This window comes from Pseudomonas sp. RtIB026 (assembly GCF_016861355.2).
Taxonomy (GTDB): Bacteria; Pseudomonadota; Gammaproteobacteria; order Pseudomonadales; family Pseudomonadaceae; genus Aquipseudomonas; species Aquipseudomonas peradeniyensis.
The window spans coordinates 682,470-702,084 of record NZ_AP023348.2 but is presented as its reverse complement, the minus strand read 5'-3'; the positions used below and the strand labels follow the sequence as shown (position 1 = coordinate 702,084).

General features: G+C 64.0%; 24 protein-coding genes. 10 read left to right on the top strand and 14 right to left on the bottom strand.

The annotated features are described in order from the left end of the window. Positions 1-16: 16 nt before the first annotated feature. Complete coding sequence (locus PRtIB026_RS03190) at positions 17-1,108, bottom strand: aminopeptidase (RefSeq protein ID WP_203649177.1); 1,092 nt, start codon at positions 1,106-1,108, stop codon at positions 17-19. An 88-nt stretch (positions 1,109-1,196) separates the two neighbouring features. Here PRtIB026_RS03190 and PRtIB026_RS03185 point away from each other — a divergent pair, with 88 nt between their 5' ends. Both PRtIB026_RS03185 and PRtIB026_RS03180 read left to right on the top strand, forming a co-directional pair. After that, positions 1,197-1,616, top strand: coding sequence for a hypothetical protein (locus tag PRtIB026_RS03185; protein WP_203649179.1), 420 nt, complete (start codon positions 1,197-1,199; stop codon positions 1,614-1,616). Positions 1,617-1,671: 55 nt separating this feature from the next. Next, complete coding sequence (locus PRtIB026_RS03180; RefSeq protein WP_203649181.1) at positions 1,672-2,085, top strand: hypothetical protein; 414 nt, start codon at positions 1,672-1,674, stop codon at positions 2,083-2,085. A 137-nt stretch (positions 2,086-2,222) separates the two neighbouring features. Here the strand turns inward: PRtIB026_RS03180 and PRtIB026_RS03175 are convergent, their stop codons facing one another. Then, entirely contained in the window at positions 2,223-2,456 is a 234-nt protein-coding gene (locus tag PRtIB026_RS03175; RefSeq protein WP_203649183.1) for a DUF1161 domain-containing protein, read from the bottom strand. A gap of 75 nt (positions 2,457-2,531) precedes the next feature. After that, the gene (locus PRtIB026_RS03170) at positions 2,532-2,957 is read right to left on the bottom strand and encodes an OsmC family protein (RefSeq protein WP_203649185.1); all 426 of its coding nucleotides are present in this window, start codon (positions 2,955-2,957) and stop codon (positions 2,532-2,534) included. Positions 2,958-3,109: 152 nt separating this feature from the next. On the opposite strand from PRtIB026_RS03170, the gene PRtIB026_RS03165 reads away from it, so the two are divergent. Then, positions 3,110-4,114 carry an LLM class flavin-dependent oxidoreductase gene (locus tag PRtIB026_RS03165; protein WP_203649187.1) on the top strand — a complete coding sequence of 335 codons (1,005 nt, stop codon included), beginning with the start codon at positions 3,110-3,112 and terminating at the stop codon, positions 4,112-4,114. Between the two features lie 99 nt (positions 4,115-4,213). Here the strand turns inward: PRtIB026_RS03165 and PRtIB026_RS03160 are convergent, their stop codons facing one another. Both PRtIB026_RS03160 and PRtIB026_RS03155 read right to left on the bottom strand, forming a co-directional pair. Further along, on the bottom strand, positions 4,214-4,435 hold the full coding sequence (locus PRtIB026_RS03160; protein WP_110736077.1) for a DUF1161 domain-containing protein: 222 nt from the start codon (positions 4,433-4,435) through the stop codon (positions 4,214-4,216). A 102-nt stretch (positions 4,436-4,537) separates the two neighbouring features. Further along, positions 4,538-4,753, bottom strand: a complete 216-nt coding sequence (locus PRtIB026_RS03155) for a dodecin (RefSeq protein WP_011531496.1) — start codon at positions 4,751-4,753, stop codon at positions 4,538-4,540. A 150-nt stretch (positions 4,754-4,903) separates the two neighbouring features. On the opposite strand from PRtIB026_RS03155, the gene PRtIB026_RS03150 reads away from it, so the two are divergent. Next, entirely contained in the window at positions 4,904-5,227 is a 324-nt protein-coding gene (locus PRtIB026_RS03150; protein ID WP_203649189.1) for a DUF883 family protein, read from the top strand. Here the strand turns inward: PRtIB026_RS03150 and PRtIB026_RS03145 are convergent. Then, on the bottom strand, positions 5,224-6,120 hold the full coding sequence (locus PRtIB026_RS03145) for a LysR family transcriptional regulator (RefSeq protein ID WP_232855455.1): 897 nt from the start codon (positions 6,118-6,120) through the stop codon (positions 5,224-5,226). The two genes, PRtIB026_RS03150 and PRtIB026_RS03145, sit on opposite strands and share 4 nt — an antisense overlap. A 214-nt stretch (positions 6,121-6,334) precedes the next feature. Here PRtIB026_RS03145 and trpB point away from each other — a divergent pair, with 214 nt between their 5' ends. Both trpB and trpA read left to right on the top strand, forming a co-directional pair. Continuing rightward, positions 6,335-7,552, top strand: a complete 1,218-nt coding sequence (gene trpB, locus PRtIB026_RS03140; RefSeq protein ID WP_110736082.1) for a tryptophan synthase subunit beta — start codon at positions 6,335-6,337, stop codon at positions 7,550-7,552. Continuing rightward, positions 7,549-8,358, top strand: coding sequence for a tryptophan synthase subunit alpha (gene trpA / locus PRtIB026_RS03135; RefSeq protein ID WP_203649191.1), 810 nt, complete (start codon positions 7,549-7,551; stop codon positions 8,356-8,358). Before trpB ends, trpA begins: the two co-directional genes overlap by 4 nt. Positions 8,359-8,477: 119 nt before the next feature. On the opposite strand, the gene PRtIB026_RS03130 is transcribed toward trpA, so the two are convergent. Both PRtIB026_RS03130 and PRtIB026_RS03125 read right to left on the bottom strand, forming a co-directional pair. Continuing rightward, positions 8,478-8,810 (bottom strand): DOPA 4,5-dioxygenase family protein, encoded by a 333-nt coding sequence (locus PRtIB026_RS03130; protein WP_203649193.1) that lies wholly within the window; start codon positions 8,808-8,810, stop codon positions 8,478-8,480. Positions 8,811-8,970: 160 nt separating this feature from the next. Then, positions 8,971-9,867, bottom strand: a complete 897-nt coding sequence (locus PRtIB026_RS03125; protein ID WP_203649195.1) for a choline sulfate utilization transcriptional regulator — start codon at positions 9,865-9,867, stop codon at positions 8,971-8,973. Between the two features lie 109 nt (positions 9,868-9,976). On the opposite strand from PRtIB026_RS03125, the gene betC reads away from it, so the two are divergent. From betC to PRtIB026_RS03110, 3 genes are all read left to right on the top strand, one after another. After that, complete coding sequence (gene betC / locus PRtIB026_RS03120; protein WP_203649197.1) at positions 9,977-11,494, top strand: choline-sulfatase; 1,518 nt, start codon at positions 9,977-9,979, stop codon at positions 11,492-11,494. A 14-nt stretch (positions 11,495-11,508) separates the two neighbouring features. After that, positions 11,509-12,432 (top strand): choline ABC transporter substrate-binding protein, encoded by a 924-nt coding sequence (choX, locus tag PRtIB026_RS03115; RefSeq protein WP_186712224.1) that lies wholly within the window; start codon positions 11,509-11,511, stop codon positions 12,430-12,432. A 163-nt stretch (positions 12,433-12,595) separates the two neighbouring features. After that, positions 12,596-14,161, top strand: a complete 1,566-nt coding sequence (locus PRtIB026_RS03110) for a SulP family inorganic anion transporter (protein WP_203649199.1) — start codon at positions 12,596-12,598, stop codon at positions 14,159-14,161. Between the two features lie 318 nt (positions 14,162-14,479). Here the strand turns inward: PRtIB026_RS03110 and aroE are convergent, their stop codons facing one another. Both aroE and hemF read right to left on the bottom strand, forming a co-directional pair. Next, positions 14,480-15,304, bottom strand: a complete 825-nt coding sequence (gene aroE, locus PRtIB026_RS03105) for a shikimate dehydrogenase (protein WP_203649201.1) — start codon at positions 15,302-15,304, stop codon at positions 14,480-14,482. A 25-nt stretch (positions 15,305-15,329) separates the two neighbouring features. Continuing rightward, positions 15,330-16,241, bottom strand: a complete 912-nt coding sequence (hemF, locus tag PRtIB026_RS03100; RefSeq protein WP_011531485.1) for an oxygen-dependent coproporphyrinogen oxidase — start codon at positions 16,239-16,241, stop codon at positions 15,330-15,332. 132 nt (positions 16,242-16,373) lie between these two features. On the opposite strand from hemF, the gene PRtIB026_RS03095 reads away from it, so the two are divergent. Further along, the gene (locus PRtIB026_RS03095; RefSeq protein WP_267813554.1) at positions 16,374-17,351 is read left to right on the top strand and encodes an NADPH:quinone reductase; all 978 of its coding nucleotides are present in this window, start codon (positions 16,374-16,376) and stop codon (positions 17,349-17,351) included. 112 nt (positions 17,352-17,463) lie between these two features. On the opposite strand, the gene PRtIB026_RS03090 is transcribed toward PRtIB026_RS03095, so the two are convergent. The 4 genes from PRtIB026_RS03090 to PRtIB026_RS03075 form a co-directional block, all read right to left on the bottom strand. Continuing rightward, the gene (locus tag PRtIB026_RS03090; RefSeq protein WP_203649203.1) at positions 17,464-17,769 is read right to left on the bottom strand and encodes a Txe/YoeB family addiction module toxin; all 306 of its coding nucleotides are present in this window, start codon (positions 17,767-17,769) and stop codon (positions 17,464-17,466) included. Next, a complete protein-coding gene (locus PRtIB026_RS03085; RefSeq protein WP_046853585.1) occupies positions 17,735-18,019 on the bottom strand; it encodes a type II toxin-antitoxin system Phd/YefM family antitoxin in 285 nt (94 codons plus the stop codon). The genes PRtIB026_RS03090 and PRtIB026_RS03085 overlap by 35 nt, the downstream gene beginning before the upstream one ends. Positions 18,020-18,313: 294 nt before the next feature. Next, positions 18,314-18,625, bottom strand: coding sequence for a hypothetical protein (locus PRtIB026_RS03080; protein ID WP_203649205.1), 312 nt, complete (start codon positions 18,623-18,625; stop codon positions 18,314-18,316). A gap of 432 nt (positions 18,626-19,057) precedes the next feature. After that, positions 19,058-19,615 (bottom strand): L-threonylcarbamoyladenylate synthase, encoded by a 558-nt coding sequence (locus PRtIB026_RS03075; protein ID WP_028690052.1) that lies wholly within the window; start codon positions 19,613-19,615, stop codon positions 19,058-19,060.

The window sequence follows — 19,615 nt, the reverse complement described above, 5'->3', positions numbered from 1 at the left end:
CCACGCTGGCAGCTGATCATGGCGTGGGAGCGGGCTTGCCCCGCGATGGCATCAGACGCTCCAACTGTGCCTTGCGCCTATCAATGGGCATCCGACCCAATTCTTCGACTCGCTGGTAAAACCGCAGCCAATCCCCACCAACATCCTTGAACAGCTGCGAAAACGCCGGAACCCACTGGTCATAAAGCCCAAAAGGCAACAACTTGGCATTGTTCAATGGCGCAAAGATCCAGGCATCGAACCGCCGATCCCCGCCCCAATCCCGATCCCGCACCTCGCGGTATTCCCGGCGCAACCGCTCGAACTCAGCCTGCTTGGCCGCCCGTTTGCTCGCCTCATCCAACGGCCCGGCATAGATCGCCTGCAACCGCTCGCGGCTGGCCAGCACCAGCCGGGTGAACTGCTCGCGCTGCCGGGCGCCAGCCTCGTCGATGGCTGCCAAGCCACGTGCCGCGCGCCATTGCCGGGTGCCCTCCTGTTCGACGAACGAGGCGAACGACTCGTTGAACTCGGTATCGTCCTGCACGTAGAAGCGCTGGTGCGCCAGCTCATGGAAGATCACCGTGGCCAGGCGCTCATCCCCCCAGCCGGCCATGGTCGACAGGATCGGGTCATCGAACCATCCCAGGGTGGAGTAAGCCTCCACGCCTCCCACATAGACATCCAGGCCTTCCTGGCGCATCAACGCCGCCGCGCCGCGGGCCGCGCCCTGCCGGTAATACCCTCGATAAGCCACGCAGCCGGCGATGGGGAAGCAATGGGTCACCGGCTGCAACGACAGCTCAGGTGTCGCGAACACATTCCACACCACATACGGTCGCCCCAAATCGGCGTAGACCCGGTAACTGCCGTTGTCCGGCAACTTCAACTGCGAGCTGGCAAACGCCCGGGCCTTTTCGGCAAACGACAGGCGCTGGCGCAGCACCGGGCTGGTGGCCGGATCCTCGATCACCCGATCCAGCGGCTGGCGCGCCCGCAACAACTGCCACTGGCCCTCGGCCAACTGGCCGTAATAGCCCACGCTGGAGCAACCGCTCAGCAGGACGCCCAGCGCCACGGGAACCAACCGGGTGAAAACGCGGTCCAGAGCCCGACGGCTGCAGCGCATGAAAAGAAAAAGTCCAAACATCGAGGCTGTCTATCTCGCTCGTCGGCCGAATGCGACCAAGACTATCTCGCCAAGGGGAAGCTTCGCCATGCGTACTCTGCTGTTTGCCGCCGGCACGCTCGTGCTGCTGTCCGGTTGTGCCTCATTCCTGCCGCGCGCCGACCCGAACCAGGCCTGGATCGACCTCGCCGCGGGTGACAACGACTCGCTGCACGCCCTGCAGGTCGATGAGCGCGACTGGGCCGACACCCGCTATTTCCAGGTGCAGCCCGGCAATCATGAGCTGACCGTGCGCTACCAGTTCACCGTGACGCCCAGCAACATCGGCCCGGTGGACGAGCCGCTGTGGCGCGACTGCCAGCTCAATCTCAGCTACAAGGACTTCACCGCCGGGCAACGCTACCAGATGCAGGCGGGCAGCATCGGTTTCCGCCCCTGGATCAAGCTCTACGACCAGCAGCAGAAACTGATCGGCCAAGGTGAGCCGGCAGGCTGCCAGCGCACCTGAACCCTGCGAACGGCGCTATGCTTGTAACCTGTGAACCGCGAGCGGGAGTTTCACCATGCGCCAGCCCATGATGCTGATGGCCCTCAGTGCACTGGGGGCATGCGCCAGCCCCTTGCCGCCCGTAGACCCAGGCAAGGCCTGGGTCGATCTCTACACCATCACCCCCGGCAGGACCATCATGGCCGACCGCCTCGACGGCCAGCGCCTGGATGACGGTCGCTACTTCCAGGTGACGCCGGGCAAGCACGAACTGGTGGTGCGCTTTGACTACGAGATCCATTCCGGCGGCTTCAGCACCGACCCCACCGAGCGAACCTGCTATCTCACCGTGCGCTACAACGACTTCAAGGCCGGCCAGCGTTATCGCCTGGAGGCACGGGCCCCGGCGATGCAACCGCAGGTGCTGCTGTACGACGCCAACCGCAAGGTGGTGGTCAACGAGCCGAGCAACGTGACCTGTATTCCCTAGGACTCACAGCCATTCGCCTGGAGCGGCCTTGTGTCGCGATAGGGACGCCAGGATTTCAGCATCAAACAAAAATCACCGGTGCTGCTGCGCAGCCCCATCGCGGCACAAGGCCGCTCCTACAGAGGTGGAAGCCGGCCTTACCTATCGTTCTTCTGGTAGATGATCTTCTTCGTGCCGCCATCGCAGCTGCCCACGATCATGTTCTGATCGCGGACTTCGCTGTTAGGCACGATCTCCAGCGTGTAGGAGGTCACCCCGCGCGCCTGGATCTTCGCTTCGATCTCGGCCTTCAGTTCCTCGCACGGCTTGGGCGCGGCCAGTGCGACCGTGGCGAGCAGGGAAGCCAGCACACCAATTGCTACGCGGATCATGGAACGGCTCCTGAGACAGGGCAGACGAGCTGCCAACGCTGTTTAGACTACAGGAAACCGCCGCCGTTGCGCCGCCTAGGAAAGCAGGGTGGCGTCCAGGCTGATAGTCGCGTTCAGTACCTTGGAGACCGGGCAACCCGCCTTGGCCTTGTTGGCGATCTCCTTGAATTGCGCTTCGCTGGCACCCGGCACTGTTGCCTTGAGCGTGAGGTGCACGGCGGTAATGGCAAAGCCGTCGGCCTGCTTGTCGAGACTCACTTCGGCAACGGTATCGATACGTTCCGGGGTGAAACCCGCCTCGCCCAGCATCATCGACAGCGCCATCGAGAAGCACCCGGCATGGGCGGCGCCGATCAGCTCCTCCGGGTTGGTCCCGGGGCTGCCCTCGAAGCGGGTGTTGAAGCCGTAGGGCGCCTGCTTGAGCGCGCCGCTTTCAGTGGAAATCTGGCCTTTGCCGTCCTTCAGACCACCTTGCCAGACCGCCGATGCTGTCTTTTTCATGCTGCCTCCCGGACATGGGTTGGGTATGTACAGTTCTGAGGACTGGGCCTGCGCCAAGTTCAGATCAATCTGCAGGCAGGCATTGAATCCGCCGAATATGCCCATACAGAGTTCGCAAGGCCCTTGGCCAATCACCTGAAGCGGAGGCTCCAATGACGCACCTGCGAGACCTGAAGATATCCACCCTCGACCTGGTGCCCGTGCGCGCCGATGGCAGCCCGGCGCAATCGCTGCACAACTCGCTGGACCTGGCCCGGCACGCCGAACGCTTTGGCTACAACCGCTTCTGGGTCGCCGAACACCACAACATGGACGGCATCGCCAGTTCGGCCACCGCCGTGCTGATCGGCTACCTGGCCGGTGGCACCTCGACCATCCGCATCGGTTCCGGCGGGGTGATGCTGCCCAACCATGCGCCGCTGGTGATTGCCGAGCAGTTCGGTACCCTGGCCAGCCTGTACCCTGGCCGTATCGACCTGGGCCTGGGCCGCGCCCCGGGTTCCGACCAGATGACCGCCCGCGCCCTGCGGCGTGAACGCTCCGGCAGTGCCGACGACTTCCCCGACGATGTCGAGGAACTGTCACGCTACCTCGGCCCGCGTACCGATGATCAAAAAGTGATCGCCGTGCCCGGTCACGACACCGAGGTGCCGATGTGGCTGCTCGGCTCCAGCCTGTTCAGCGCCCAACTGGCCGGCATGCGCGGCATGCCCTATGCCTTCGCCTCGCACTTCGCGCCACGCTACATGCACGAGGCGATCCGCATCTACCGTGACCATTTCAAGCCGTCCACCACGCTGGACAAGCCTTACGTGATGCTCGGCATCCCGATGGTGGTGGCCGAGACCGACGAAAAAGCCGAGTACCTGGCGACGTCGGTGTACCAGCGCATCCTTGCGCTGATCCGTGGCCAGAGCCTGATGCAGCGCCCGCCGGTCGAAAGCATGAATGGACTATGGCTGCCCCATGAGCGCGATGCGGTGAGCAGCTTCCTGGGCCTGGCGATGATCGGCAGCCCGCAGAAGGTGCGGGCGAAGGTGGAGGTGCTGCTGGAACAGACCGGGGCGGATGAGCTGATCTTTACCAGTGATCTTTATGAGCATGCCGACCGGATCAGGTCCTATGAGCTGATGGCGCAGGCCCTCAAGACCGAGTGATCTTCTTCGCGGGTAAACCCGCTCCCACAGGTACCTCACTGACCTTGATAACAGTGGAATACCTGTGGGAGCGGGCTTGCCCGCGAAGAATCCAGCGCATCAGCCACGGCGGTAGACAATCTCCTTGGTCCCGCCCTCGCAGGTGCCGACCACCTTGCCCGCCGGATCGCCCTTGTTGACGATCTCCAGCGTATAGCCCTTCACCCCCTTGGCATCCAGCTTCGCCGCAATCTCCGCCTTGAGCTCCTCGCACGGCTTGCCCGCCGCCAGTGCGCCACCGGCCAACGCCATCAGCCCCACGGCCAGAATCAACTTCTTCATCGATCGCTTTCCTTGTACAGATCAAAGACGAAAAGGGCGCGAAGCTCGCGCCCTGCAACCTTATTACCCGATCAGGCCGGGCAAGCCTAGCCCAGCTTCGTTTCAGCTGTTGGCGATGCGAAAGCCCACCTTCAGCGTCACCTGGAAGTGCGCGGCCTTGTTGTCGCGGATATGCCCGCGGGTATCGACCACCTCGAACCACTCCAGGTGCTTGATGCTCTTGCCGGCCTCGGCCAGGGCATTGTTGATCGCTTCTTCGATGCTGGTGGGGGAGGATCCGACCAGCTCGATCTTCTTGTAGGTGTGATGATCCGACATGAGTGCTCTCCTTGGTTGGGTAGTCCGTTGAGCCTAGCAGCGCAGGCTCGGTTTACCTGCGAGCGATCGCCGCAGGAGAAAGTTCGACTGCACTTTCCCACTGCCGCGCAGTCGCACTCCTTACAGCCCATACCGCGAAGGAGAGTCAACATGCCACGCAATTCCCTGCGCCAAGCCTCCCTGGAAAGCATGGAAGCCGAGATCGAAAGCCTGCTCAAGACACTGGAGCACCTCAAGCACGATGCCTCGGAGGAGTCGCACAAGACCATGAAGGCGCTGCGCGGCAATGCCGAAAACGCCCTCAAGCATTCACGCAGCCTGCTCGGTGACGCCTACGAGGAAGTGAAGACCCGCACCCGCCAGACCGGTGTCGCCACCCGCGACTATGCCCAGGAACACCCTTGGACCACCGCCGGTGTGGCAGTCGGCGCCCTCGGCCTGCTGGCCGCCTACCTGATGTGCCGGCGCAGCTAGCCGGCCTGCTGTTGCAGCTCCCGGCGCAGCCATTGCGCCAGCTGCTCGGCGCGCCCGTCCGCGGCGCGCCGGGGCACCCACAGGGCCAACGCGGCGCGGGTCGGTGAGAAGCCCCATGGCGCAGCCAGCCGCCCGGCCTTCAGGTCGTCCGCCACCAGTGGTTGTGGCGCGATGGCCACGCCAAGCCCTGCCACCGCCGCCTCCAGCAGGTAGTACAAATGCTCGAATGCCTGGCCGTAACTCAGCGCGCCGGGCTCGATGCCATGCTGCTGCGCCCAGGTCGGCCAGGCCTGTGGCCGCGAGGTCGTGTGCAACACCGCCTCTCGTTGCAAAGCCACGGCTGGCGCGGCTTTCAAACGATCGAAGCCTTCGAAGTGCGGGCTCATCACCGGGCCGATCCGCTCTTCGGCGAGCACATGCACCTGCATGTCCGCCGGCCAGGGCGGTTCGGCATAGACCAGCAGGGCATCCAGCCCCGGGCGGCGAGGATCGAGATCGCCTTCGCCAGCTGAAAGGTGCAGGCGCAACTCCGGCAGGTCAGCCTTCAAACGTCCCAGGCGCGGGATGAACCAGCGCGCCAGCAGGCTGCCGGAACAACCGAGCACGAAGGGCGCTTCGTCGGCATCGCGGGAAAGCTCGGCGCAGACACTGCGCAAGCGGTCGAAGGCCTCGAAGCTGGCATCACGCAGGCGCACCCCGGCATCTGTGAGTTTGACGCCACGCCCGTCCTTGGCGAACAGGGCCACGCCCAGATGCTCCTCAAGCACCTTGATCTGTCGGCTGACGGCGCCATGGGTGACGTGAAGTACTTCGGCAGCCTGGCTGACACTGTTCAGCCGGGCGGTCGCCTCGAAGGCCCGCAGGGCGTTGAGGGGGGGAAGGTCCTGGGCCATTTGACTTGTGAGTTTTCCTGACAGGTTTTCGCAATCTTATCGGTTTTCAGCCGGGCATGTCGTGGGTAGAGTAAAGCCCATCGACCAGTGTCGGCCTCTTCGCGGGCAAGCCCGCTCCCACAGATTCCAAGTGCGACGCCGTACCTGTGGGAGCGGGTTTACCCGCGAAGAAGCCAGCACGATCCCAACCCATACACCGCTTATGGAGCGCCCCATGACCCAGACCCAATACCGCGCCGGCCCCGATGCCAACGGCCTGTTCGGCTCGTTCGGCGGCCGCTACGTGGCCGAAACCCTGATGCCCCTGGTGCTGGACCTGGCCCGCGAATACGAAGCCGCCAAGGCCGACCCCAAGTTCCTCGAAGAACTGGCCTACTTCCAGCGCGACTACATCGGCCGCCCCAACCCGCTGTACTTCGCCGAGCGCCTGACCGAGCACTGCGGCGGCGCGAAGATCTTCTTCAAGCGCGAAGAGCTCAACCACACCGGCGCGCACAAGGTGAACAACTGCATCGGCCAGGTGCTGCTGGCCAAGCGCATGGGCAAGAAACGCCTGATCGCCGAGACCGGCGCCGGCATGCATGGCGTGGCCACAGCCACCGTCGCCGCGCGCTTCGGCCTGCCTTGCGTGATCTACATGGGCGCCACCGACATCGAGCGTCAGCAGGCCAACGTGTTCCGCATGAAGCTGCTGGGCGCCGAGATCGTCCCGGTGACCGCCGGCACCGGCACGCTCAAGGACGCCATGAACGAGGCCCTGCGTGACTGGGTCACCAACGTCGACGACACCTTCTACCTGATCGGCACCGTGGCAGGTCCCCACCCGTACCCGGCGATGGTCCGCGACTTCCAGTCGATCATCGGCAAGGAAACCCGCGCCCAGTTGCAGGAGAAGGAAGGGCGCCTGCCCGACAGCCTGATCGCCTGCGTCGGCGGCGGCTCCAACGCCATGGGCCTGTTCCACGACTTCCTCGATGATGCCAGCGTGCAGATCATCGGCGTCGAAGCCGGCGGCCACGGCGTGCACACCGACAAGCACGCGGCCAGCCTGAACGGCGGCGTGCCGGGCGTGCTGCACGGCAACCGCACCTACCTGCTGCAGGACGACGACGGCCAGATCACCGACGCCCACTCGATCTCGGCAGGCCTGGACTACCCCGGCATCGGCCCGGAGCACGCCTACCTGCACGAAGTGAAGCGCGTGGAGTACGTCAGTATCACCGACGACGAGGCTCTCGACGCCTTCCACGCCACCTGCCGCCTGGAGGGCATCATCCCGGCGCTGGAAAGCTCCCACGCCCTGGCCGAGGCGATCAAGCGCGCGCCGAAGCTGCCCAAGGACCACCTGATGGTGATCTGCCTGTCCGGTCGTGGTGACAAGGACATGCAAACCGTGATGAACCACATGGCCGCCCAGGAGAAACAGGCATGAGCCGTCTCGAACAACGCTTCGCCGAACTGAAGGCCGAAGGCCGCTCGGCACTGGTCACCTTCGTCACTGCCGGCGACCCGGGCTACGACGCTTCGCTAGAGATCCTCAAGGGCCTGCCAGCGGCCGGTGCCGACGTGATCGAACTGGGGATGCCGTTCACTGACCCCATGGCCGACGGCGTGGCCATCCAGCTCGCCACCCTGCGCGCCCTGGAAGCCGGCCAGACCCTGGCCAAGACCCTGCAGATGGTTCGCGAATTCCGTGTGGATAACCAGACCACACCGATCGTACTGATGGGTTACTACAACCCGATCCACCGTTTCGGCGTGGCGCAGTTCGTCGCCGAGGCGAAGGAAGCCGGCGTCGATGGCCTGATCATCGTCGACCTGCCACCGGAGCACGACGCCGAGCTGGCCACTCCGGCCCAGGCCGCGGGTATCGACTTCATCCGCCTGACCACCCCGACCACCGACGATGCGCGCCTGCCGCGCGTGCTGGAGCGCAGCTCCGGGTTCGTCTACTACGTGTCGGTGGCCGGTGTGACCGGTGCCGGTTCGGCAACCACCGAGCATGTGACCGAGGCCATTGCGCGCCTGCGTCGGCATACCGATCTGCCGATCAGTGTTGGCTTTGGTATCCGCACGCCTGAGCAGGCCGCCGCCATTGCCCGTTTGGCCGATGGCGTGGTGGTGGGTTCGGCGCTGGTCGACAAGATCGCCCAGGCCAAGGATGCCGGCCAGGCAGTGAAGGATGTGCTGAGCCTGTGCTCGGCGCTGGCCGAAGGCGTGCGCGCCGCCCGGGCCTGATCCGCGTCGCCTGCTTCGCGGGTAAACCCGCTCCCACAGTAATGGTGTGATCCTGATAGTTTCACCTGACCTGTGGGAGCGGGTTTACCCGCGAAGAGGCCCGCACAGGCAACAACGATCTACTCTTTGAAAATCGACAGATCCAACGGCCTGATCGCCCCCATCCAGATCGCATGATCGCGATGATCCGCCAGCTCATCCCCGGTTTCCGGGTGCAGGAACACCACCAGCCCATTGCGATACAGCGCCAGCCACGGCAGCACCACGCCGACCAATTCCGGCCCGAAGGCCAACTGGCAGCTCCAGTCCGGGTGCGGCCCGACCGGCTTCTGGTGCATGCGCCCCATGGTCACGGAGAACAGGCGCGCCGCCTCCTCGCACAGCTCACGGGCCTGTTCCATGGTCGATGCGTCGTAGTACACGTGGGCGTGATAGCCCTTGATCCTTTGCACGGTGGCTCCTGATTACAGTAATACGAACATCTGGAAGTCTACGCCATCCCTGTAGGAGCGGCCTTGTGCCGCGAAAGGGGCGCGAAGCGGCCCCAGATTATGGCAATCCCGCAACACTACCGGGGCTGCTTTGCAGCCCTTTCGCGGCACAAGGCCGCTCCTACATGCGCTCCAGCTCCAGCCAATCTACGAACCGCTGGATCAGCGCCCCGCGTCGTTTGCGCGGCGGCAGCACTACGTAATACCCGCGCTCCGACCGCAGACTGCCTTCCATAGGCCGACACAACAACCCTTGCTCGACCAGCCCATCAACCAGATGTGCCCAACCGATGGCCACCCCTTGCCCGGCAATCGCGGCCTGAATCAGCAGCGTGTAGTTATCAAACCGTAGCTGCCCGGACGGAGGCGGGCTGTCCACACCAAGACCACGAAACACCCCCGCCCAATCGAACCAGCGACTGGCCTGCTCGCCCTTCAGATGCAGCAAGGGCAATCGTTGCAAAGCCACGGCTGACAAGGGTTTGCCATGAGCCAGCCGCGGACTGCAGACCGGGAAGACCTCCTCGTCGAACAACCAGCGGCTCTCACCCTGGTGAAAGCGCCCATCGCCAAACAGCACCGCCACATCGATGTCCGGACGCAACATCCCCTGGCTGCGCTCGCCGGTCACCAGGCTCACATCCACCTGTGGATTGGCCTCGTGAAAGCGCTGCAAGCGCGGCATCAGCCAGAACGCGGCAAAGGCGAAGTCGGTGGCCACCTGCAACACCTCGCGCTGACCACGCCCGCTGGCCAAGGCAACACCATCGTCCATGGCCTGAAGCCCCTGGTGTACCTGCTCGAACAGCAGCTGGCCCGCTTCGGTCAGCTCGATGCCCCGGTAGATGCGGTCGAACAACCGCGTCCCCAGTTGCGCCTCCAGGCGCTTGACCTGCTGGCTCACAGCCGGCTGGGTTGTGCCCAGCTCAAGGGCCGCAGCCGTGAAGCTACGCAAGCGCGCGGCGGACTCGAACACGCGCAAGGCATCGAGGGAAAGATCGGCAAGGTGCTCAAACATAAGCGTGGCTAATCCCAGTCATTGCCCGACGTGGGCTTTACCCACCTTACCCACAGCACCATGCTGGATTGCAAGCGTTCACCATAACTCTCGACGATGGAAGGGCACCATGAAGCAACCCAACATCCTGTTCATCATGGCCGACCAGATGGCCGCGCCGCTGCTGCCGATCTACACCCCGTCGCCGATCAGGATGCCCAACCTGGCGCGCCTCGCCGAGCAGGCCGTGGTGTTCGATTCCGCCTACTGCAACAGCCCGCTGTGCGCCCCCTCACGCTTCACCCTGGTCAGCGGCCAGTTGCCCAGCCGCATCGGCGCCTATGACAACGCCGCCGATTTCCCCGCCGATATACCGACTTACGCCCACTACCTGCGCCGCCTCGGCTACCGCACCGCGCTGTCAGGCAAGATGCATTTCTGCGGCCCGGACCAGCTGCACGGCTACGAAGAGCGCCTGACCAGCGACATCTACCCGGCCGACTACGGCTGGGCGGTGAACTGGGACGCGCCTGACCAACGCCCGAGCTGGTACCACAACATGTCCTCGGTGTTGCAGGCCGGACCCTGCGTGCGCACCAACCAGCTGGATTTCGACGAAGAGGTGGTGTTCAAGGCACGCCAGTACCTCTACGACCACGTGCGCGAAGACGATGGCCGGCCCTTCTGCCTGACCGTGTCGATGACCCACCCGCATGACCCGTACACCATCCCCAAACGCTACTGGGATCTCTACGAGGCGGTGGATATCCCGCTGCCAGGCGACGTGATCACCCAGTGTCAGCAAGACCCTCACTCGCAACGTCTGCTCAAGGTCTACGACCTGTGGGACAAGCCGCTGCCCGTGGACAAGATCCGCGATGCCCGCCGCGCCTACTTCGGCGCCTGCAGCTACATCGACGACAATATCGGCCTGCTTGTGCAGACGCTGGAAGACTGCGGCCTGGCCGACGACACCCTGATCGTCTTCTCCGGCGACCACGGCGACATGCTTGGCGAGCGCGGGCTCTGGTACAAGATGCACTGGTTCGAGATGTCGGCGCGGGTACCGCTGCTGATCCACGCGCCCAAGCAATTCAAACCTGCGCGCATCAGCGCCAGCGTTTCCACCTGCGACCTGCTGCCGACCTTGGTCGAACTAGCCGGCGGCGCTGTGGATAAAGACCTGCACCTGGACGGTCGCTCACTGCTCGGCCACCTGCAAGGGCAGGGCGGTCATGACGAGGTGATCGGCGAATACATGGCCGAAGGCACCGTCGGCCCGCTGATGATGATCCGCCGCGGCGCATACAAGTTCGTGTACAGCGAGGACGACCCCTGTTTACTCTACGACCTGAGCCGCGACCCGCACGAGCGGGAGAACCTCACCGGCAGCCCGGAGCACCAGGCGCTGCTGCAGGCATTTGTCGATGAAGCACGCCAGCGCTGGGATATCCCCAGCCTGCGCCAGCAGGTGCTGGCCAGCCAGCGCCGCCGCCGCCTGGTGGCCGAGGCGCTGTCCATCGGCACGCTGAAAAGCTGGGACCACCAACCCCTGGTGGACGCCAGCCAACAGTACATGCGCAACCACATCGATCTCGACGACCTCGAGCGCAAGGCACGTTATCCACAGCCCGCACCCCTGGATTGAGAAGAGAGGCCGCCATGCAGAAGTTCTCCACCGCCGTGCTCGCCCTGGCCCTGAGCCTGGGCACGGCCCACGCCGCCGACGGCGACGCGCAATGCAGCACCGTGAAGCTGGCCGACCCCGGCTGGAGCGATATTGCCAGCACCAACGCCGTCGCCCGCCTGCTCCTGGAAAGCCTGGGTTACCAGGTGAAGATCGACAGCCTGGCCGTGCCGATCATCTACGGCGGCCTCAAGGATGGCCGGGTGGATGCCTTCCTCGGCAACTGGATGCCGGCGCAGCAGGGTTTTCATGACAAGTTCATCGCCAATGGCGACGTGCAGCAGCTGGCGCGCAACCTGGAGGGCACCGAATTCACCCTGGCGGTACCCGATTATGTCTGGGAGGCCGGCGTGAAGGACTTCGCCGACCTGCACAAGTACGCCGACAGGTTCGACAAGAAGCTCTACGGCATCGGCTCCGGCGCACCGGCCAACCTGTCGCTGAAGGAGATCATCGACAAGAACGACTTCGCGCTTGGGCAGTGGAAGCTGGTCGAGTCCAGCGAACAGGCGATGCTGGCCCAGGTGGATCGGGCGGTGAAGAAGCAGCAGTTCATCACCTTCCTGGGCTGGACTCCGCACCCGATGAACGTGAAGTTGAAGATGCATTACCTCACGGGGGGCGAAAAATGGTTTGGCAGCAAAGGCGATGTGTACACGCTGACCCGCAAGGGATATCCACAGGCGTGCCCGAATGCGGCGAAGCTGCTGGGCAACCTGACGTTCACGCTGGACATGGAGAACAGCATCATGGCCGAGGTTGTGGATAAGAAGGTGAGCTTCGATGAAGCGGCCAGGGGGTGGGTGAAGGCTCATCCACAGGTGCTGGATGCCTGGCTTGCAGGGGTGACCACCAAAGCTGGTGGGGATGCAGCAGAAACGGTCAAAGCCAAACTCTGATTTTTGTCTGTTAGGCTGCTGGGGCCGCTTTGCGGCCTTTTCCGGCCGGTCCGACGCCTCGGCAAGGCCGCTCCTACAGGAGTTCGCGCTTTTCTGTAGGAGCGGCCTTGCGTCGCGAAACGAGGGCAACGCCCTCGCCTGCGATACTGAACAGGAATGACGCATGCCTCGTCTCCACCACCTGCTGCCCTTCCTCACCTGGCTCCCCCGCCAGTCAGGCCGCAGTCTGCGCCAGGACCTGCTGGTGGGCCTGAGCGGCGCCATCCTCGCCTTGCCGCAATCGATCGCCTACGCCCTGATCGCCGGCCTGCCCGCCGAATACGGCCTGTACGCCGCCATCGTGCCGGTGCTGGTGGCCTGCCTGTGGGGCTCGTCCTGGCACCTGATCTGCGGCCCCACCGCCGCCATTTCCATCGTCCTCTATGCCAGCATCAGCCCGCTGGCCGTGGCCGGCAGCGACGACTACGTGACCCTGGTGCTGCTGCTGACCTTCATCGGCGGCATCTTCCAACTCTTGCTGGGGCTGCTGCGCTTCGGCGCGCTGGTCAACTTCGTCTCCCATTCGGTGGTGCTGGGCTTCACCCTCGGCGCCGCCGTCGTCATCGCCCTGGGGCAGTTGCCCAACCTGCTGGGCCTGGATCTGCCGAGCCAGGCCACGGCTCTGAAGACCGTGCAGGAATTGGCCGGCCATGCTGGCGAGGTGGACATTCCATCGCTGGTACTCGGACTGAGCACCCTGGCGATTGGCGTGGTGTTGAAGCTGTGGCGCCCACGCTGGCCTGGCCTGTTGATAAGTCTGCTGCTGGTGAGCCTGGCGGCCTGGCTGTTGCCCGGCGTGTTCGGCCATGTGCCGCGTGTGCCCGCTTTCGTCGGCCAGTTGCCACCGCTCAGCCCACTGCCGTTACTCGATGTGGAACTGATCCTGCGCCTGCTGCCCAGTGCCGTGGCTGTCGGTATGCTCGGGCTGGTCACCAGTCTGTCCATCGCCCGTTCCCTGTCCGCACGTTCCGAGCAACTGATCGACGCCAACCAGGAGATTCGCGCCCAGGGGCTGTCGAACATCATCGGGGCATTGTTCTCCGGCTACCTGTCCTCCGGCTCCTTTACCCGCTCCGGGCTCAGCTACGACGCAGGCGCCCGCTCGCCATTGGCCGGGGTGTTCTCGGCGCTGTGGGTGGCGCTGTTCGCGGTGGCGGGGGCCGGGCTGATCGCTCATCTGCCGATCCCGGCGATGGCGGGCAGCATCCTGCTGATCTGCTGGGGGCTGGTGGACCATCGCGGCATCCGCGCGCTGTTCCGGGTCAGCCGCTCGGAGTTCCTGGTGATGGCGCTGACCGCCGCCGCGACCCTGCTGCTGGAGCTGCAGACGGCGATCTACGCCGGGGTGCTGGCATCGCTGTTCTTCTACCTCAAGCGCACCTCGAGGCCGCGAGTACAGCAGAGCCGGGAAGGGGAGGCGGACGTGTTGCGGGTGGGCGGGTCGATCTTCTTCGGCGCGGCGCCTTACCTGCAGGTGCGCTTGCAGCGCTGCGAGGGGCCGCATGTGGTGATCGATGCGCGGCAGGTGAACTTCATCGATTATTCGGGTGTGGATATGTTGCACCGCGAGGCGCGGCGGTTGATGCGTAATGGCGGGAGCCTTACGTTGCAGCGGGCAAGGCCGCAGGTTATCGAGGAACTGCAGAAGCTGGAAGGCATGGCGAGTTGCCCGATTCGCTTCGTGGGCTGACGGTCAACTGGTATTTCTGTCAGTTGCGAACAGCGTGCAGGCGATGAAAGAGTAAACAACGCTCATTCACTGCGGAGCACGCCATGAGTAGTTGCGTTCATCTCGCCCTGGCACTCGTGCCATTACTAGCTGCTCAAGGCAGCGGCGCTGTGGATAACTGCTGGAGCGTTGCCGATGCTCAAGTACGGATTGCCCGACTGGAAAGCGACATGATCGCTCGCGATCCCTACACTGGCGAAACGCAATCCACAGCAAAACTCGCTCACTACCAGCAGCAGGTCGAACTGGAGCGCCAATTCATCCGACAGAGCTCCGACGTCAATTGCGCGCCAGTTGCCGACGCAACTCATGCAGCACAGGCGCCGTGTCAGGACGCACTCCCCGCCAGATAAAGAACGCCTCGGCCGCCTGCTCGGCCAGCATCCCCAGCCCATCCAGCACCTTGGCCGCACCCAGCTTGCTGGCCCACTGGCAGAAAGGCGTCGGCTCCTTGCCATACATCATGTCGTAGCAGACGGTACGCCCCGCCTCGACCAGGCTGTCGGCAATCGGCGGCAGTTCGCCAGACAAGCTCGCAGAAGTAGCGTTGATGATCACGTCCACCGGCTCCTGCAACCAGCTGAAACCACTGGCCACCACCGGCCCCAGCTCATCGAACTCCCGCGCCAGCTGCTCGGCTTTCTCGACAGTACGGTTGGCGATCACCAGCGACTGTGGCTTGTGCGCCAGGATCGGCTCCAGCACACCCCGAACAGCACCGCCGGCGCCAAGGATAAGGATGCGCTTGCCAGCCAAGGTCACCCCGGCGTTCACCGTAAGGTCACGCACCAGCCCGGCGCCGTCGGTGTTGTCGCCTTGCAAGGTACCGTCGGCCAGCTTGGTCAGGGTGTTCACCGCGCCAGCACGTTGCGCACGCGGGGTGAGGCTGTCGCACAGGCGATAGGCCTCTTCCTTGAACGGCACGGTGACGTTGGCGCCGCTGCCTTGCTTGAAAAAGCCTGTGGCGCAGTCGCTGAACTCGTCCAGAGGCGCCAGCAGGGTGGCGTACTCCAGGTCCTGGCCGGTCTGGTCGGCGAACAGGCGGTGTATCAGCGGCGACTTGCTGTGGCCAATGGGGTTGCCGAATACGACGTACTGGTCCATGGGAGCTCCTCGGTTATCCACAGGCTTACTGGGCGAGCCAGTCGCGGTCCTGCAGGAAGTAGTCGGTCAGGCGCGCTTCCTCGCTGCCAGGCTCGGCTTTCCAATCGTAACCCCAGCGTACCTGCGGCGGCAGCGACATCAGGATCGACTCGGTGCGGCCACCGGACTGCAAACCGAATAGCGTGCCACGGTCGTAGACCAGGTTGAACTCGACGTAGCGGCCACGGCGGTATTCCTGGAATTCGCGCTGCTTGGCAGTGTACGGGGTGTCCTTGCGGCGCTGGATGATCGGCAGGTAGGCATCGACGTAGGCGTCGCCGATGGCGCGCATGAAGGCGAAGCAGGTGTCGAAGTCCCACTCGTTCAGGTCGTCGAAGAACAGGCCGCCAATGCCGCGTGGCTCGCCACGGTGCTTCAGGTGGAAGTAGCGGTCGCACCAGGCCTTGTAGCGCGGGTAGACGTCGGCGCCGAATGGCGCGCAGGCCTGCTCGGCGACGCGGTGCCAGTGCACGCAGTCTTCCTCGTTGCCGTAGTACGGGGTCAGGTCGAAGCCGCCGCCGAACCACCATACCGCCTCTTCACCCTCTTTTTCAGCGATGAAGAAGCGCACGTTGGCGTGGGAAGTCGGTACGTGCGGGTTGTGCGGGTGGATCACCAGCGACACACCCAGGGCCTCGAAGCCACGGCCCGCCAGCTCCGGGCGGTGGGCACTGGCCGACGGCGGCAGGCCGGCGCCGAACACGTGGGAGAAGTTCACCCCGCCTTTCTCGATCACCTTGCCCTCGCCGATCACCCGCGTGCGACCGCCGCCACCGGCATCGCGCACCCAGGCATCCTCGACGAAGCGGGCGCCGCCGTCTTCGGTTTCGAGGGCAGAGCAGATGCGGTCTTGCAGGTCGAGCAGGTAGGCTTTTACGGCCTCGGTGCGGCTGGTCATCGGGTCACCTGGAAGGAGCGGGAAAATTCGCCGCGTAGCATACCACCGGCCGACGCCGCGTCGCAGTTGACGGCGGTCAAGCAAAGGCGTCCGATAGAAGGCCTTTGCGACCCTCGACGACAGGAGTGTGTGATGGCCAAGCGTATCCAGTTCAGCCAGCATGGCGGCCCGGAAGTCCTGCAGCTGGTGGAGTTCGACCCGGCACCGCCCGGCCCGCAGCAGGTGCGGGTGCGTAACCATGCGATCGGCTTGAACTTCATCGACACCTATTTCCGCAGCGGGCTGTATGCACCGCCTGCACTGCCTTCCGGGCTGGGTACCGAAGCGGCCGGTGTGGTCGAGGCGGTGGGCGAGGGCGTCAGCCGGATCAAGGTCGGCGACCGCGTGGCCTATGCCGGTGGGCCGCTGGGGGCCTACAGCGAGGTGCATACGCTGCCGGAGGCCAACCTGGTGAAGCTGCCGGAGGCGATCAGCTTCGAACAGGCGGCGGCGGTGATGCTCAAGGGGCTGACCACGCAGTATTTGCTCAAGCAGACCTATGCCGTGCAGCCGGGGGACTTCGTGCTGTTCCATGCCGCCGCCGGTGGTGTGGGGTCGCTGGCTTGCCAGTGGGCCAAGGCGCTGGGGGCGAAGCTGATCGGTACCGTCAGCTCTGCTGAGAAAGCCGAACGGGCCAAGGCCCTCGGCGCCTGGGCGACCATCGACTACAGCCATGAAGACGTGGCGGAGCGCGTGCTGGAGCTGACCGACGGTCAGAAGTGCTCGGTGGTGTATGACGGAGTGGGCGCCGATACCTGGCTGACTTCGCTGGATTGCCTGCGGCCGCGCGGTTTGATGGTCAGCTTTGGCAATGCCTCCGGCGCGGTAACCGGGGTCAACTTGGGGATCCTGTCGCAGAAGGGGTCGTTGTATGTCACCCGGCCGACGCTGGGGAGCTACGCCAACAATGCCGAGAACACCCAGGCAATGGCTGACGACCTGTTCGCGATGATCGCCAGTGGCAAGCTCGTTGTGGATATCCAGCAGCGGTATCCATTGAGCGAGGCGGCCAAGGCGCAGACGGAGTTGTCGGCGCGGCGGACTGTTGGCTCGACTGTGCTTCTACCTTGAGGGCCCTATCGCGGGGCAAGTCGCAGCGGCGCACCGCCGCTCCCACGCCATAATCAGAGACCGGCGTGGGAGCGGCGGTTCGCCGCTGCGACTTGTCCCGCGATGCTATTGCTCAGTCGTAGTGGAACCGGCATTGCAGTACCGTCAACCGGCCACCTTCATAGAAGTAGACCAGACGGTGCTCTCGGGTGATGCGACGAGACCAGAACCCGGAAAGATCACCCTTGAGCGGCTCAGGTTTGCCCGTCCCTTTGAAGGGTGTGCGGCAGCACTCGCGAATAAGCACATTGACTGCCTCGAAGATCACCGAATCAGCTTCGCGCCAGTGGTGATAGTCCTCCCACCCCTCGACAGTGAACGCAACACTCACGGAATTCCGAGCCTCAGTCTTGTTGCGTTGCTTTGACTTCATGTTCATCGATGATCAGCTCTTGGGTAACTGGCTGACCCGACCGCAGCTGCTCGACTGATGAACGCAAGCGCCTTGCGTTGGCAGATGACCCTAGCAAGTAAAGGGTCTCCTGCATGCCGTTGTAATCCTCCAGGGACAGCATGACCACCGGCTCACCACGTTGGCGCGTGATGATGGCCGGCTCATGGTCACGGCATACGTCATCCATCGTTTGCTTCAGGTCGGCGCGAGCTTGGCTAAAAGTCAGTACATGCATTTGTCCAATCCTTCCCGGATTACAAAGGAGAGCTGAGCGAACATTGTACAAAGCTGTGTACAAATCTCAACGACCCGCCGTCGGCGTCTTCATCACTCGGGATGGAGTGCTGCGCAAAGCAAAGGGAGATTACCGGCCCAAACCTTCAGCGAGAACGTGATTGGATCGGTGTGACACGTAGGGTATTTCCCAGTTTCTATTTCATCGCGGGGCAAGTCGCAGCGGCGAACCGCCGCTCCCACGTCATGACCAGAGATCGGCGTGGGAGCGGGCTTGCCCCGCGATTGCGTCAGTTCAGCCGGCGGGTTTCTTCAACGCTGGAGCCGACTCGAGGCCATCGAGCATCGCCTCCACCAACCCCTCCGCCATTTCCAGCGAATGCAGGCTGGACCAGTACATGCCTCGCCCCTCATCGCTCAGGTGGTCGAGTGCCTTGATGCCGGTGTCGTAGGCGCAGCGCAGGTAGAGTGCGACGTGCACCAGGGCGTCGTGGGCTTCGATGTTGGGATTTACGGTGAAAAGCGGCGGGTGGCCGGCGTCGCAGCGGCCGAAGGGGTGGGTTGTGGTATTGGGGAGTGGTGGATCGGGGACAATTTTTCTAGTCATTGGAAAATGCTCCACTAAGCCACTACCAATCACTACCACGTGAATTGGGTGGCGACTGTACGCGAGGTGGTAGACCCGGGCATTTTCCCAATCCAGGCAGGCTCGAAAGCCTCCCGCGCACAGCCGCCATAGGCTGTCATGGGAAGAATGCATCCGGGCTACCACACCCGATCGCCAAGTTATTCGGCGACGGTCTGGAGCCTAGAGGCAAGCGTTCCCACTGAGAAGGTAATGGCGGTCGACAGATTGCGTAGGATATTTCTCTGAATTCAGAATGGGCAGCCATCTGGGTGGAAATCAGAAAAATCGGCGGGAATTCTGGGGCCGCTTTGCGGCCCTTTCGCGGCACAAGGCCGCTCCTACAGGGGATCGCGATTGCCTGTAGGAGCGGCCTTGTGCCGCGAAACGAGGGCGAAGCCCTCGCCAGCGGTATCAACCCGGGCGCACAACCTCGCCGGTCGCCAGGTCGCGAATCAGGCTCGGGTTCTTCCGCCCACCCAACGCCCCACCCAGCACCATATCCAGCTCGTTGTGGAAATACTGCTCCACCCGCAACCGACTCTTGGCCGCCGGCCGCCCGGCCGGGTTGCAGGAGGTGGAGATCAGCGGCCCGACCAGCGCGCACAACTCCCGCACCTGTGGATGATCGCTGACCCGCAGCGCCACGGTGTCGTGCTGCCCGGTCACCCACTCGGGCAGCAGGCCCTGGTGCGGCACCAGCCAGGTGTTAGGCCCAGGCCAAGTGGCGCTCATGCGGTCGATCCAGTCCTGGGGGAAATCCTCGAACAGAAAGTCGAACTGGCGGATGTTGTCGGCGACCAAAATCAGTCCTTTATCCACAGGGCGCGACTTGAGCGCCAGCAGGCGATATACCGCGTCCTCGTTCCATGGGTCGCAGCCCAGGCCCCAGACCGCTTCCGTCGGATAGGCAATCACCGCACCCGCCTTCACCTCGCGCGCGGCTTGTTGCACACGCCAACTGCTCACCAT